Raw genomic sequence first — 14,988 nt, 5'->3', positions numbered from 1 at the left:
TTATTAAACAATAATTGTTATGCAGTAACTTCAGTATATTTCTTTTTCCAATACTCTGACAGGTTATATCCTGATACAAAGGCATTTTCCAGAGAAGAACCACCTAAGTAGTCACCTATTAACGCGAGTGGAGCGTCTTCGAGTTCCAACTCCATAAAATATTCATTAATAGGGTTTTTCGTTTTAAAATACTTCCAGTTCTCTATATAAGTAGATTGGGGGCGACGGGCCCATGATCCAATTATATCTGAAACCTCTTCAAACAGTAGTTCTTTTATCTCTTCCTCGCTTTTTTGTGCGTGTTTACGATAAAATTCTGGGGTTGACTGTATCACAAGAGCCGTTTGGTTTGTATCTAACTTCGAAGACTCATTGCTAATCCATTTTATAGCACTCTTTTCACATTCAATACCTTTCCAGTCTGGTACCTCTTGGTTATCATAGGTCGCCGCCAATGAGAAACAACCTTCGTAGCGTATTTCATCAATATGCCGAATGATTCGACGTGTTTCTGTTTTATTTTGTGCCGTTTGCAGTACCCCGTAAGCATCAACAGCAGAAGTGGCAATAATAACAGCATCACATTCGAAGACGCTGACATCGGTTAAATTGATCATCCAAGAACGTTTTTTACTGCGATCCGGACCAATATACGTTAATCCACCAGCCTTTTCTTCGGATTTGATATCCACCCAGCGGCTCATACTTTCAGCTAATGACTGCAGGCCATTTGTACCTGTATATTGTTGGCGGGAATCAGAATTCGGATCAACATCAAAAAGCTCTATCCCATCGTAAAGACCGAAATCTTTCGTCCATTTTTGTATCGCTCCCTTCTCTACCTGCTTTTTTACAAAAGAACCAAAGGTATTCGTACTTACATCAAAATGAGTAAGTCCAACATCCAAATTCAAATTATCGAGCTCCACTGTCTTGAGTCGTCCACCAAGAGAGCGACTTTTCTCAATAATTGTAACATCATGTCCGGCTTCAGCCAACCGCTTGCCGGCAATAAGTCCCGAAATACTTGCGCCAATAATTCCAATAACCATTTATGAGGTACTCTTTTTTACTGTTTAATTTTCAGTGCTGTAAAATCCAAAATATTACAGCAAAATTCTAAGTTAATTAACGATAAATCTAAAAGATACGAACCCTTGGAGAAACCGCTCCCTTATCTAAAAGAGCCGGCCAATAAGCTACAATACCGCTTGCTTTGGGACGTCCACCCGCAAAACCCGTGACCCCACTTGGTCCGGTTAAAATAAGGGGGGCAACTTCTTTTCCGAAACGATTTAAATCGTCTTTACTGCTTCCGGAAAGCGACACACGCATCTGCACTTCTTCCTGTTCATTCTCCAACTGCTTATCGGTAATAGGTTGCTCACTACACCCATTTATGCCAATGTATTCTACCCTGAAATCGTCGTATTCAAGGCCCAATGCATCTGCCCGGCCCTGTAATATTTCACCGGCCCTTTTTGCCTTTTTTAAAGCTCCCGGCCAAGAATACACCAGTGTCGATGACAACTTATACCCATCATTATAACTGGCTGAAATTTTATACGTATCGGTTTCCGGTCGACCTTTTATTCCTGATACCTTAACACGATTCTGTCCGGCTTCTTCAAGATTCACAGATGTAAAGTCGGCAATACAATCTGGGGTAATATATTCGGTCGGATCGCCAATTTCGTAGAGCAACTGCTCTTTTACAGTTTGCTCACTAATTAGACCACCGGTTCCTTCATGTTTAGTTACATAAAAACTACCGTCGGGATTACCTTCAATAATGGGAAATCCGATATCTACAAAATCATCAATTTTTTCCCAGTCCGTAAAATTACCGCCAGATACCTGACCACCACACTCTATTATGTGTCCTGCAATGGTCCCGGCCGACATTTTATCGTAATCATCAAACGACCAGTCAAACTCGTGTATCATCGGGGCCAGCGTTAACCCGGTATCCGTTACACGTCCCGTAACCACAATATCAGCCCCCTTATTTAATGCTTCTACAATTGGACGCGATCCAAAATAGACATTGGCACTAAGCAGCTCATCCTTAACTGTAGTAATAGGTTCGCCGGTCTCCATATTATTTAGGGGATGCCCGTCCTCAATAAGTACATCGAGATTATCCAGAATATTATCACCGTCGACTACCGCTACTTTGATATCCTTATATCCCTGTTCCCCAATAGCTTCAAGGATTTGCTCTTTACACGCTTCCGGGTTTACTCCACCTGCATTGGAAATAACTTTTATACCTTTTTCTGCAATGTCAGGAAGAATTTCACTCACAACTCCTACAAAATCCCGAGCATACCCATAATCAGGATTGCGTAACTTCTGCTTTTGCATAATAGACATAGTCACCTCGGCAAGATAGTCCATTACCAAATAGTCAATAGGTCCCTTACGTACTTGATTTATAGGTGCGTTTGGAAGATCTCCCCAAAAGCCTTGCCCTGATGCAATCCTGATCGAGTCTTTCACGGTCGGTAATTTTTTTAGTTGAATTTATATCTAATGTGAAGATAAGAGTTGCTCCAACACTATAAAAATAATATGTCATTTCAAATACATCGATTATAGATTTTAGTTAATGAAATTTAATTCAGATAATAATCCATAACATGTTGCAATTTGGATATCACTTTATGACTTTTAGCATACTTTTTAAAATTGGGAGGAATCAGATTTGAAAATAGTTATCATTGGTGCCGGTGAAATTGGTTATGACCTTGCCAGCGTACTGTCGAAAGAGAAACACGATGTTACTGTACTTGATCGCGATCCGAAATGTCTGGACAAAGTATCAAATAACCTGGATGTACTAACCCATGAAGGAAATGCGACTTCGGCAAAAGACCTTGTAGATACGGGAGTCAAAGATGCTGATATTTTAATTGCCGTAACCAGTATTGACGAGGTTAATATGATTGCCTCTATGATGAGTAAAAGGCTGGGAGCTGAAAAAGTTATTGCCCGAGTCCGCAGTGATGAGCTTTCTCGTCCCAACGCCCCTCTTAAACCTACCGACTTAGGTATTGATGTAGTTATTCATCCTGAACTAAGTGCAGCACACGAAATTGTTCGTCTTATAAAACGCGCATCTGCTAACGATTTGGTGACCCTTGCGGATGGAAAAATGCAGATGATTGGCCTTCGTATTGGCAAACAATCACCGCTTGTTGGAAAAACACTTCATCAATATGCTCAAGAATACCCCCATATTACTTTTCGCGTTGTTGCTATTTCACGCAAGGGACTTACTATCATTCCCAGCGGTAAGGTTTCTATCCAGGCCCTTGATCATGTATTTATTCTGGCCAAAACCGAAACCATCCCAGAAGTAATAGAAACAACCGGTAAGCCGGATATACGAATTGACCGAGTGATGATTGCAGGCGGTACCCCCATCGGGGCTATGATTGCTCGTATTCTCTGCCAGGAAGATAAAAAATGGAATATAAAACTTATTGAACCCGATTTTGACACGGCACAAGAGCTCGCTAAAGAGTTTAAAGACATTCTCGTACTAAACGGGAACCCTACTGATCCCGATCTACTGGCAACCGAGGGTATTACGGACACGGATGCCTTTATCTCTGTTACCGACGATGAGGAATCCAATATTATATCGTGTCTTATGGCAAAACATCTCGAAGTAACAAAGACCGTAGCGCTGGTTTCAAAATCGGATTATATCCCCCTCAGTCAAACTATTGGACTCGATGCCGCCATTAACAAAAAGTCGGCTGCTTCAAATGAAATCCATCGACATGTGCGCGGCGGACGTGTCATTTCTGTTACTGCTTTACAGGGTATTAAAGCAGAAGTTATTGAGCTACAGGCAGCACCCAAATCAAAGGTTACTAAAAAGCCAATTCATAAAATTAATTTTCCAGAAGGATGCGTTATCGGCGGCATTTTAAGTAATGGTACCACAAGGATAGCAACGGGCGAATCACAAATTCAGGCTCAGGATCGTGTTATTATATTTTGTCTGTACGAAGCAATCGAGAAAGTAACCTCACTATTTCAATAATGGCCAAAACCTATCTCGATAACATAACTCGTGCGCAATTTAATTTATCAACGGTCTTTGGCATTCTGGGAGCTTTCATCTTTTTCTTGGGATTTGCGCTGCTTTTGCCCATGATCATCGCTTTTGTGTATGATGAAGAGGTCTGGCATACGTTCCTATATTCAGCCTCTATTGCTTTTGTGACAGGCGGAATACTCTATTACCTCTTTCGTACTGATGAAGAGTTACGAATACGGGAAGGCTTTTTAGTGGTTAGTTTAACCTGGCTCTTTCTCTCTTTTGTAGGGGCCCTGCCCTTTGTAATTTCTGGGATCTTGCCCAGCTATACTGATGCTGTCTTTGAAACAATGAGCGGTCTCACCACCACCGGGGCAACAATTTTAGGCGGAACTACCAGCTGGGGATTTGTCAATCCTCAAATAGAATCGTTACCGCAAAGCATGCTTTTCTGGCGATCACTTGCCCATTGGCTTGGGGGTATGGGTATCATCGTTTTAACACTGGCTATTCTACCCTTGCTGGGTGTTGGCGGAATGCAGCTTTTTCAAGCAGAATCTCCCGGTCCCACCACTGATAAACTTACCCCTCGCGTTCAGGAAACCGCTAAACTCCTTTGGGGCGTTTATGTAGCATTCACCGGTATTGAATTTCTGCTGCTTTGGGTTCATCCATCAATGGATTGGTTTCAAGCCATCAATCACGCTTTTGCTACTCTTGCCACAGGGGGTTTCTCTACCAAAAACGGGAGCATTGCCGCCTTCGATTCAGTCTATATCGATGCCGTTATTACCCTCTTTATGTTCTTGGCGGGTATCAACTTTGCCATGCACTTTCGCCTGATACGAGGCAATGTTGACTCATTTTTTAACAATCGCGAAACCAGATTTTATGCTCTTATTACTGCAATTTCTATAATCACAATAAGCGGTTCGCTTTGGCTTTTTGACGGATATGATATTGGCGGAGCAATTCAATATGGATCCTTTCAAGCAGTAGCTATAATAACTACTACGGGCTTTGGTACAGCCGATTATGAATTATGGCATTCCTTTGGAGCATTCTTTTTATTTCTGCTTTTCTTTACCGGGGGATGTGCGGGCTCAACAGGCGGTGGCGTAAAAATGATTCGCTGGATGATTATCATCCGAAACTCATTCCGCGAAATAAAACAGATTGTTCATCCCAAAGCTATCCTGCCCATCCGCATAGGTGATAAAACTATTGACTATAACATCCAACGTACGGTGTTAAGTTTTTTTGTCCTCTATCTTATCGTCTTCGGTATTGGTGCACTCATCATGGCTTCAATGGGATATGATATGCAATCGGCCATTGGAGCAAGTATCGCCTGTCTGGGAAATATCGGTCCGGGCTGGGGCGAATTTGGCCCAACAGATAACTATGCCCAAATTCCTATAATTGGCAAATGGGTATTAATTCTTATGATGATGATTGGTCGGCTCGAAATTTTCACGGTTCTGCTGATCTTTACTCCTACCTTTTGGAAACAGTGATAATTAGTTGTTAAAAGTTAGATGATAGAAATTAGAAGTTAAAAAAGCTGGAAGTTGGAAATCAGAAGTTTGAGTCAGCAATTATTTCCAATAAATAAAATCTCTAATCCTTAAAATGAATCCAGTCGGTATCTTCAAGCCACTGTATAAGCGCGGGTAGAAAGGTAAGTGCCGCAACAAGCGTCATCCCAATGCCAATAACGGCCATCATTCCCAGCGATTGCAAGCCGGGATGATTGGTAAAAAGCAATCCCGAAAATCCAAGCATCGTTGTTAAGGATCCTACCGTTACATGCTGGCCCGTGCTTGAGAGGACATCCCACATCCTGTTCTTGCCCTCTTCGCGATAGCGACTGGCCAAATGGACCCCATTATCTTCGCCAATCCCTAAAATTGCTGGTAGAACCACCAAATTGTAGAAGTTGAAATTCATGCCTGTCAGCATCATGATGCCAAACAGTAACAGTAATCCCACTAACAGCGGAAGCATTGCTATAATAGCCCATCTAAATGATCGGAAAGCTACCAACATCAAGATAAATACCATTAGAAAGGTAGCCCCCACCATATATGGACTCTCCTCGCGCATAAGCTCCAGCATTTCGGCTGCAATAATTGAAGTGCTGGCGGCATAGAATACCTCCCCGCTATCAAGCTCTACTTTGCCCACATCATTTTTAAAAGCTATGGATTTTTCTCCGTCCGACAATCCCACGCTGGGATATACCATTACAAAATTGCCAATATCTCCATCTTGAGTCACAAACTGACTTTTAAAATAGTCTGGCACCTGATTTATATTCAGCTTTTCTGTAGTCTGGGAAGCCCTTCGAAGTTTATCCAGCTGTTCGTCCTCCTGATCAACGAGAAACGGATCCTTTAGTAGTTCGCGAACTTCGGCAATCTCTTGGAGTTTCGTTTTGGCTGCAGTATCAGAAGGAGGAAATCGTTCAGGCAGCGCCTCAACATCCAATATAGTAGGACTTTTAGTATCGGTCTCCATCCGGTGACGCAGCTTTTCTAAAATCTTAATAACCTGCTTCTCATTATCAGCCAGAATATAAGCGGGATTTCGTTTATCTGAGCTGGAAACCTGGTTCTCCAATTCATTAAATTCGGCATATTCCGGAAACTCCGGTTCCAGTTCTCCAAAATCGTACTGAAACTTCAGGTGCTGATAGTTCAATGTCACACCAACCGATATGAGTAATCCCATTACAACAATCGAACGGGCAAACGGAAAGCGATGCATTAAGCTTCCTGACCGATCACTGGATACTTCACTTGCGTTAAATAAAATCCAGTTGAATCGTTCAAAAATAACCAGCAGCGGAGGAATCATGAAGAGCATACTCACAAGCGCCAGGATAATTCCTGAACCTGCAATAAAGCCAAATTCAGAAAATCCTCTGAACTGTGCCAGAACCAGTATAAACAACGAAAAAGCCGTTGTGAGTCCACTTACTAAAATGGCTGAACCCGTATTTTCATAGGTTTCTATGAGCGAATCCATGATGGGTTTTCCATCGGAACGGAACTCAATATATCTTGCATAATAGTGGATTCCATAGTCTATACCCATCCCAAATAAAATAACAAAGAGTACAGACGTCATTGTATTGAGAGTGCCGAGCACGAAATAGGTGATCCCGAAGGTCCAGGCCAAACTGATTACCAGCGGGATACCAATCACTAAAATTGGTACCGGAAGCCGCAGCAGATGCTCCCAAAAACCACGCTCCTTACCCTCTTCTTCCCCTCTACGATAGTTGATATATTTTTTAAATGAGAAATAGAACATTACCAACAGCAACACGCTTGAAATGCCCGAGGCGAAACTGTTAAAAACATCGCTCATGATGGAATCTATTTCAGAGAGATGCCGCTTCAGGCGTCCCCCGTACTCCACCTCCATTTCAGCATTATATTGCTGAGGATTCATCTCGGTTAGCAACGAATCGTAAGAGGCAAACATCCGTCGCAGATAGCTTAAATTGCTTTTGGAGCCAGTCGGATACAACTTAAAAACAGCAATGGTACTATCGGCACTAATGGGATATTCGGAGGGAATCAATGCATCATAGCTCTGCTCAAACCCTTCCACTTCTGAGGATTCCTCTTCCTCCTCGTCAAAATTCACCAGAAAAGGATTGGCATCTTCTTTAGCCTTTTGGATTTCATCTCGCAGATATGATTTAATATCAGTCAACTCATTGGGTGTAGCAAAATAAAGGGCATTATTCTCTAAAAAGTCAGTCTCTTTGCGAAACTGAGATCGTTTAAAAAAGTATCTATCTCCCTCATCATCATAGAGCTTCAAACTTTCGCGGATCAGATCTTCAATAAAACGCTTATTATCTTCAAAACTCGGCGACTTTACAGCCACTTCCATCGCCGTTTCACCACCTACAGTGTTCTGCAATTCATCAAGTGCTACCACATGGGGATTTTTATCAGGAAGTAGGTTGGCCAGATTAGTATCAATCTTTAGCTGCAGTGCATAATTGCCCATCAGTACGGCAAATAATATGGCAATTCCCAGTACCCAAAATGGATGCGAGGCGTTAAATTTTATAAGGGGACGAAAGAAATGGAGAATCTTTTCCATTAAAACAAATGCATTATTTTTTGAGAAGCGATGAAGTTAATCATTTTATAAACATATCTACAATGAATAGGTGAGATTACTTCTCTGGTTTCAACATGATATCGTCGTAATCAGCCTTAACATAACTATTTGTACTGTCACCGTCGCTAAGTATCAAGATGGCTATTGGATTCTTAGGCGGATCATCCCCAAACATACGTCGATAATCTTTCACAAGGTTTCGCTCAAAGGTAATCCATTCTCCGGTATCTTCTTTACCCGAGTTAACAACAATTATCTGTTGATTGCCAAATAGTTTTGATCCGGTCTCCCCTTCCGGCAATGTGGTACTCCATGTATAGCGGATCGATTTGGGAACTTTTTTCACCAGTGCTACCCGCCCCATACCAAAGACAACATAAATACTTGCTACCGAATCATTTCTATCGCTTGTTTTCTCATTTGCGCCTTCAGGAAGTTTATGAGCCCGCACTTTCCACGAGAGTATCGGAGTCTCGTACAGGTTGATGTTGTAGATGTTATCTTTATTTTCGTTGATTAAGGGGAAACTAATATGTTTGGCCGTAACTCCCTGGTATCTCAAAAAATTATTAGCATTGTTATTTCGAATCTTGTATAAATAATGCTCTGAAAAGTCTTGGGGATAATTTATCAATTTTTTATTTCCATCCCGATCATACCATCGGTGGGGAAGCTCACCTACTGGGTCATTTTCAAAGTTATCGATCAGTACTGTCCCATTATCAAGTTTATGAATACTCTGAGATTGCGCAAACATTGAATAAGAACAACCGAGTAAGAACAAACTAATTACAAAACTAAATTTAACGCAATCTGTAAACTTTAACTTTTGCATTTAATAATACCTTTATGGAAATCTGAAAAATAATAGCTTTCCTCACGATTTGTGAGCAATACAAATGGTACCTTATCAACGTTCATTTTTATCAGTTATTTGAATTAAATTTACGATATCTATGTAAACATCTGATAAAGTTAATGAATGCCAAAGGTTAAAAATCTTGCAAATTTTGTCTATATTAGGCCAAAATTCAAACTGTTTTTAGCCATTCTAATACTGTTCCCATAATTTATGGATTCCACTTCACAAAATGATGATAAGGTCAGTTGCCTAGTTGTTACAGCCGATCGAAAACACTTATTACGCAGATCGCTTTATTCTTATAAACAACAAAGCCACAACAACAAAGAAGTGGTAGTAATTGATAACGGGGTTGAAACCGTAGATGACCTTCTAACTGATTTTAGCGCAGACGAGGTGACCTACGTCCGGATTGAGCCATCTCCTGATAATATTTTAGGTGATCTTAGAAATATATCCTTAGAGCATGCAAATGGTGATTTTTTGATTTGCTGGGATGATGATGACTGGTTTCATCCCGACCGGATTAAAATAGAGCTAAATACTCTTAAAGAAGGCTATGACGCATGTTGTTTAACAGGAAATATTTTTCATATCGATACAGATGAGTTCATGAAACATCCCTATATCGGCTTATTGCCCGATGGATCTCCAAGTTCTATCATGCACCGACGTGATGACAGTATTCGCTATCCAAGTCTTCCTCGAGAAGAAGATACCGTCTACTTAAACAAGTGGAGAAAGCAAAAAAGATATAAACAGCTTGATTTGTCGTATTCATATCTTTTTGTACGTGTTTTCCACGGTACTAATGTATCCGGCAGAAAGCACTTTTTGAGACGCCTCAAAAATACTCCCAAAAGCTGGTTGCAATATATGTGGCATGCTAAATTAAAGGGTCGACTTTTTGATCATCCGAAATTTAATTTGTCTGAAAAGGAACAGGAATCATTTGAAATGTTCTTAGAAGATTCCAAGAAATTTGGGCTTTTGTAAATAGAAAAGCTGTATCAACTCATTTATTAATGATGAAAGAAGCCCTTAAAAAAAGATTCAAGCGCTTTAGGCAAAAGTTCAAGACATTTAAAGATTCTGAAAAGGGTCAAAAGGTCCTGAAATATCTGACCCATTTTTTTCAGCTTATCATTATTGGGCTAATTGCCTACCAACTGACAGATATCGGATGGAGTAAAATATGGGCTGCTCTTCCTACCAATCCTTTATTTTACCTGCTATTTCTATTCATCTACTTCCTACTCCCTTTTGCCGAAGCATTAGCATACAAAATTTGCTGGGGAATCCCCTATCTCAAAAGTGTACCCATTTTTATTAAGAAGCGAATTTTTAATAAGGATGTTATGGGATATTCCGGTGAAATTGTACTTATGAATTGGGGTACAAAGTCACTATCTGTTTCTAACAAACAGGTGTTCAAAGATATCCGAGATATGAACATCATATCCTCAGCAGCATCTACCTTTGTTGCAATCGGATTATTGGCAGTGCTTATTTTCAGCGGACAAATCCGGGCAATGGACTATATCTTCAATACCGAATTTATGGAAGCTGTGAATTATCTCGATTATGCTATAGGTGGATTACTATTGGCGATCTTTATCGGTGTAATATATCGTTTTCGCAGATATTTATTTGCCATGCCCTTAGGTATTACTATTAAAGTTTTTCTCATACATTCTTTTCGTATGATAATTCTGTACGCAGCGCAAATTTTTCAGTGGCATATTGTTCTTCCCGATGTTAGCATCGAAGTATGGTTTACCTTTTTAAGCATCAATATTTTAATTAGCCGTATACCCTTTATCCCCAGTCACGAATTGGTGGCCGCAGGTACTAATATTGAGGTGGCAAAACTGCTAAATGCACCAGTTGCTGCTGTATCAGGTATTTTCTTGGTACATGATATGTTAGGAAAAATACTCAACTTAATATTTTATCTATACTACACCTGGCAAGAAAAGCTTGGAAAAAGTTCTACACTTGGGATTCGGCCTTCAGATTTTGATCAAGAAGCTTAAAACGAAAGAGCATTCTTCCATCTTATTCCAAGCATTGCACCTAGAGATTCGGATCTAAAAGTCCCTGTATCTATAGCTGCAGAAAACAGTATCTGGATATTTTCATTCGCTGAAAGCTGATATTCGGTTTCCATCAAAAAAGAATACTGATCTTCTCTACGCTCCTCAAAATCAATTATTCCTCGTGGTGCTTTTCCTACTCCCGTACCATAATTCCTGGTATAAGTTCCTAATAGCTTGTATTTAATATTTTCTGTGAGATTCCCCTTCATGCCAATATGATGACCAATAATAATGTTGTTATCGATCCTATTAGTCTCGGTATTGTAATTAAATAATGGCAACCCTAAGATCTGCTCGTAGTGTGCCCAACCAGAGCGATAAATGAAGTGATTATAATAACTTGCTCTGCCAATTTCTTGTCCAGGCTTAGCATCTTGCTGTTTGGTATTGATATGCTCATAGGTAAAACCAGAAATAAAAGAAGAAGGATCATCCATTATTATATTTAAACTCCAAGTACCATCCCAAGGACTTCGAAATCTTCTGGACACACCATCTTCAAGATAAAACAATCTCGTTGCCGAGACTTCAAATCTTTTAAAATCGTATTCAGCCTTAAACTCATAAGCGGCCAAAGAATTTCCAATTACATTACTTACTTCACCACCAGGAGCGTTGCTATCTTCATCAGCGCCAACAGCTGTAACAACGCGAATATAGTCATTAAAAGATTGGGGAAGCCTTCCATATGATGGGTGCTCTCCTCCCCAAAATGCATTGTGAATTATCCCTCCGGTACCAGAAAATTTTTCTATATTAATATTTAAATACAGATATTTTTGATGCAAATAAGGATTATCAACATATCGGTCGTCTCTAAACCATCCATGAGAGTATAATCCCTTATATTGCACTATTCCATCGGTAAACGGTACGTCAGAAAATGAATGATTTCCTACAGCTACTCTCGGAATGGGCGTAGCATTGTTACTGACCATCATTGACCCTACAGAAATATCGTGATTATTGAGCCCGATGGGCTGATGCATACGACCAATAGTCAAATAAAAATCCCTATACTCGGTATATAAGTTGAGTTCTGTAAAATGTATACTTTCTTGTTCAGAAAGCCGAAATACTACGTCGCTATTGGCCGTAACTGTTAAAGAACCTTTTTCATAGATATCACTTTCTATGCTTAAAGAATTAATAAAGTTTGGACTATTTTGATCTACTATACCATTTTTATTAGTGTGTAACCAAAATGGTAATTCATCTTTTGTTCCCGCAAAAAATTGACTCTCAAATGAATAATTAAAATTCTTATCTTGGCCATTTGTCCTTTGAGGTTGGAATAATCCCAATAACAAAAAAGCTAATACAGGCACTAAAGACAATAAATAATCTTTCACAATAAGGTTGGAACTTTAAGTTTTTATTTTGGTCCATGAAAAGCTACGGCAAATATAAAAAAATCCTACTTGGGGTATTAATCATAAACATTTTATTAGTAAGTACCCATAAAGGTGAGTTTTGGCCATTTAGTATTTTCCCCATGTTTTCAAAAGCAGGCAATCCATGGGATCGTGCATTAGTCCAACGCATTGAAAATCCCAATAAACCCGATCTTTGGAACACAACAAGTCGCGAAGAGATCCGCAACCGGATCGTTGGTCTTTCAAATTACGGTATCGATACTATTGATTACTCTAACTTTGTGTCTAAAACAAGTAATTGGAATGAGCGGCGGGTACAAGCCTTAAGAGACCTGTTAGATATTAAAACTATTGAAGATGAGTATTGGATGGTTACAAAAGTAAGTGGATATTTGACCAAAGAAGACTCAGTAATAGTAAAAGCTACCCCCCTTTTTTTGCTCTCTGCTGATACGACAGCTACTAACCCAAAACTTTAAGCATAGATGCAATCACTATTTAAAAACCTATTTACATTTAATCGACCAGAATCTTTTGGAGTAAAGTTATTTTTACGAATTTTTGAACTTTTTACGGTATCATATACCATCATTTATGCCTGGGAATGGGGGCTTTACATCCTGCGTATAAGTGATGTAGTACTTCCATTGGGATTGGCTAATTATATTCCCATCGATATTTTTTTTGGTAATGCCGTACCTCTTATAAATGCAGGCTTGTTAACGCTTTGTGTAGCTATTCCTTTTCTCTATCGTAAATTTAGCTGGCTGTATATTGTAGCTTTTCTGTTGTTACACCTGCAATATGTTGCCCGATTTTCCCTCGGTGAAATACCCCATAGCTCCAACTTGGTTGGCTTCAGTTTGCTGGGATTAGCACTCGGATTTTTCTTTTTTAAAAAAAATTATAAAGCACTAACCTTTGCTTACGGTTTCCTCATCTTCTTTTTGGGTTTAGGATATACTTCTGCATCAATTAGTAAACTTGTTGGTACTGGTATTACTTGGGTGGATGGTAATCATTTGTGGCTTTGGATTGCTGAAAAAAACACAGATGCACTTTCAGCTCAAGGGAGTTTTACCTATAGCATGATCCAGGAGCTGGCTATGCAAAGTAGATTAATTGCCACTTTAATCTTAACTGTTGGAATAGTCACCGAGTTTCTCGCTTTTTTAGTCTGGTGGAAAAAATTACGCCCCTATATAATTATAATGCTTATCGGAATGCATATTGGTATTTACTATTCAATGAATATCTTTTTTATGTCTTATATGGTAGAGCTTACCATCGTAGGATTTCCATGGTATAAGCTATTTAATAAGATAGGTGATCGAAATATGCAACTAACAAATAGCGAATTAGTCTCTAATTTACTTTAAAAATACTGATGATTTAACTCTCCCGAAATCGCTTCTTCTTTTCAGTCTTAGGCCTATAATTCTTTACCAGCCGATTCCATGTGCGCTCGGAAAACTCAAAAAACGGCTGTTTTTGATGATACCATCCAAAGTGCAGGCAGTATGGGGTTGTTTTTAGGTAATCGCCTTTTCCGGGTATGAGTGAAAAAATATTAACCAACAACTTACGAAGTAGGTTGCTTTTTAAGCCACGAAAACTGTACACAAAACGGTCACTATAGTATTTGCAAACCACATACTCGAAATCAGCATCGTGGGACGTTAAATCCGAAATATAGTCCAATTGCGGACTGGTATGACCCTGCAGCCATGGGTATACAGGCAAATCCAGTTTTGACATAGCCATAGCCATACTCCATTCACAGGATTCTTCACTGCGGCCCTGCTCTAAGGTGCGACTACGGAAATGAGTTTCATCTTTTCGATCCAGCATTTTCTGAGCCAGCTCAGACACTTTCTTAGTCAAATTATAATCTTGGGCATATACCATTCCCGTTTGTACACGACTCAGATAGGTAAGTCCAAAATGGTCCAGCGTACGCTTTCTACGTCGAAGCAAAATATCAGCGACAATACCAATATTCTTGGGTCCCCCAAAGAAATTATCAGAAATTTGTGTTCCCGTTACGGTAAATGGATAAGGTTCAAAAGACTTCCACAAATTTTCGGGATCTTTGCACCAAATGATATCACTGTCGAGAAAAATATTTTTCTCGAAAAACATGAATTTATGCAAATGGTGCTTAAATCCGACAATAGAAGCATTCTCTTCGGGTAAAATATGTATATGGTCAAAAATGCCCGCTAGACCGTGCTCTTCGAGAATATTTTCATGCTTTTCTGTACATGCCAACGCAACGGGACGATCCTCATCATATCTACGCAATGAAACCACCGAAGCTACCGCATGCTTTAAGTAACGTGGATGTCCGTAAGTGGCATATACGTATCCTTCGGGTGCTAATCGTTTCTGTTGTACTGATTTAAGCATAAAAATAGATTAGTTTCTACGAATATAAAGGGATCATGCCAT

Annotated in this window: 12 protein-coding genes; 6 read left to right on the top strand and 6 right to left on the bottom strand. The window is 39.7% G+C overall.

From position 1 onward, the window contains the following. Positions 1–17: 17 nt before the first annotated feature. Complete coding sequence (locus ACQ4LT_RS04720) at positions 18–1,052, bottom strand: NAD(P)/FAD-dependent oxidoreductase (protein ID WP_445664865.1); 1,035 nt, start codon at positions 1,050–1,052, stop codon at positions 18–20. 88 nt (positions 1,053–1,140) lie between these two features. Beyond that, positions 1,141–2,502, bottom strand: coding sequence for an acyclic terpene utilization AtuA family protein (locus ACQ4LT_RS04715; RefSeq protein ID WP_445664864.1), 1,362 nt, complete (start codon positions 2,500–2,502; stop codon positions 1,141–1,143). Positions 2,503–2,707: 205 nt separating this feature from the next. Between ACQ4LT_RS04715 and trkA the strand changes: the two genes are divergently transcribed. Together trkA and ACQ4LT_RS04705 are read left to right on the top strand one after the other, a co-directional pair. Beyond that, positions 2,708–4,057, top strand: a complete 1,350-nt coding sequence (gene trkA, locus ACQ4LT_RS04710) for a Trk system potassium transporter TrkA (protein WP_445664863.1) — start codon at positions 2,708–2,710, stop codon at positions 4,055–4,057. Then, a complete protein-coding gene (locus ACQ4LT_RS04705) occupies positions 4,057–5,571 on the top strand; it encodes a TrkH family potassium uptake protein (protein WP_445664862.1) in 1,515 nt (504 codons plus the stop codon). Before trkA ends, ACQ4LT_RS04705 begins: the two co-directional genes overlap by 1 nt. A gap of 103 nt (positions 5,572–5,674) precedes the next feature. Here the strand turns inward: ACQ4LT_RS04705 and ACQ4LT_RS04700 are convergent, their stop codons facing one another. Beyond that, positions 5,675–8,179, bottom strand: a complete 2,505-nt coding sequence (locus ACQ4LT_RS04700) for an efflux RND transporter permease subunit (protein WP_445664861.1) — start codon at positions 8,177–8,179, stop codon at positions 5,675–5,677. A gap of 76 nt (positions 8,180–8,255) precedes the next feature. Further along, positions 8,256–8,957, bottom strand: coding sequence for a DUF3047 domain-containing protein (locus tag ACQ4LT_RS04695; RefSeq protein WP_445664860.1), 702 nt, complete (start codon positions 8,955–8,957; stop codon positions 8,256–8,258). A gap of 315 nt (positions 8,958–9,272) precedes the next feature. Here ACQ4LT_RS04695 and ACQ4LT_RS04690 point away from each other — a divergent pair, with 315 nt between their 5' ends. Both ACQ4LT_RS04690 and ACQ4LT_RS04685 read left to right on the top strand, forming a co-directional pair. After that, positions 9,273–10,058, top strand: coding sequence for a glycosyltransferase family A protein (locus ACQ4LT_RS04690; RefSeq protein WP_445664859.1), 786 nt, complete (start codon positions 9,273–9,275; stop codon positions 10,056–10,058). A 29-nt stretch (positions 10,059–10,087) separates the two neighbouring features. Next, positions 10,088–11,098, top strand: a complete 1,011-nt coding sequence (locus tag ACQ4LT_RS04685; RefSeq protein WP_445664858.1) for a hypothetical protein — start codon at positions 10,088–10,090, stop codon at positions 11,096–11,098. Here the strand turns inward: ACQ4LT_RS04685 and ACQ4LT_RS04680 are convergent. Beyond that, positions 11,095–12,513 carry a capsule assembly Wzi family protein gene (locus tag ACQ4LT_RS04680; protein ID WP_445664857.1) on the bottom strand — a complete coding sequence of 473 codons (1,419 nt, stop codon included), beginning with the start codon at positions 12,511–12,513 and terminating at the stop codon, positions 11,095–11,097. The two genes, ACQ4LT_RS04685 and ACQ4LT_RS04680, sit on opposite strands and share 4 nt — an antisense overlap. A 143-nt stretch (positions 12,514–12,656) precedes the next feature. Between ACQ4LT_RS04680 and ACQ4LT_RS04675 the strand changes: the two genes are divergently transcribed. Both ACQ4LT_RS04675 and ACQ4LT_RS04670 read left to right on the top strand, forming a co-directional pair. Continuing rightward, on the top strand, positions 12,657–13,016 hold the full coding sequence (locus ACQ4LT_RS04675; protein ID WP_445664856.1) for a hypothetical protein: 360 nt from the start codon (positions 12,657–12,659) through the stop codon (positions 13,014–13,016). A 6-nt stretch (positions 13,017–13,022) separates the two neighbouring features. Beyond that, positions 13,023–13,916 (top strand): hypothetical protein, encoded by an 894-nt coding sequence (locus tag ACQ4LT_RS04670; protein WP_445664855.1) that lies wholly within the window; start codon positions 13,023–13,025, stop codon positions 13,914–13,916. Between the two features lie 13 nt (positions 13,917–13,929). Here the strand turns inward: ACQ4LT_RS04670 and ACQ4LT_RS04665 are convergent, their stop codons facing one another. Further along, on the bottom strand, positions 13,930–14,946 hold the full coding sequence (locus ACQ4LT_RS04665; protein WP_445664854.1) for a hypothetical protein: 1,017 nt from the start codon (positions 14,944–14,946) through the stop codon (positions 13,930–13,932). Positions 14,947–14,988: the final 42 nt, after the last annotated feature.

This window comes from Fodinibius sp. AD559, from assembly GCF_052712805.1.
This window is presented reverse-complemented; position numbering and strand designations above follow the sequence as displayed.

Excerpts from the sequence above, each read along its gene's own strand:
- ACQ4LT_RS04720 (WP_445664865.1), bottom strand. The coding sequence starts at position 1,052 with ATGGTTATTGGAATTATTGGCGCAAGTATTTCGGGACTTATTGCCGGC.
- ACQ4LT_RS04705 (WP_445664862.1), top strand. The coding sequence starts at position 4,057 with ATGGCCAAAACCTATCTCGATAACATAACTCGTGCGCAATTTAATTTA.
- ACQ4LT_RS04700 (WP_445664861.1), bottom strand. The coding sequence starts at position 8,179 with ATGGAAAAGATTCTCCATTTCTTTCGTCCCCTTATAAAATTTAACGCC.
- ACQ4LT_RS04695 (WP_445664860.1), bottom strand. The coding sequence starts at position 8,957 with ATGTTTGCGCAATCTCAGAGTATTCATAAACTTGATAATGGGACAGTA.
- ACQ4LT_RS04690 (WP_445664859.1), top strand. The coding sequence starts at position 9,273 with ATGGATTCCACTTCACAAAATGATGATAAGGTCAGTTGCCTAGTTGTT.
- ACQ4LT_RS04685 (WP_445664858.1), top strand. The coding sequence starts at position 10,088 with ATGATGAAAGAAGCCCTTAAAAAAAGATTCAAGCGCTTTAGGCAAAAG.
- ACQ4LT_RS04675 (WP_445664856.1), top strand. The coding sequence starts at position 12,657 with ATGTTTTCAAAAGCAGGCAATCCATGGGATCGTGCATTAGTCCAACGC.
- ACQ4LT_RS04670 (WP_445664855.1), top strand. The coding sequence starts at position 13,023 with ATGCAATCACTATTTAAAAACCTATTTACATTTAATCGACCAGAATCT.
- ACQ4LT_RS04665 (WP_445664854.1), bottom strand. The coding sequence starts at position 14,946 with ATGCTTAAATCAGTACAACAGAAACGATTAGCACCCGAAGGATACGTA.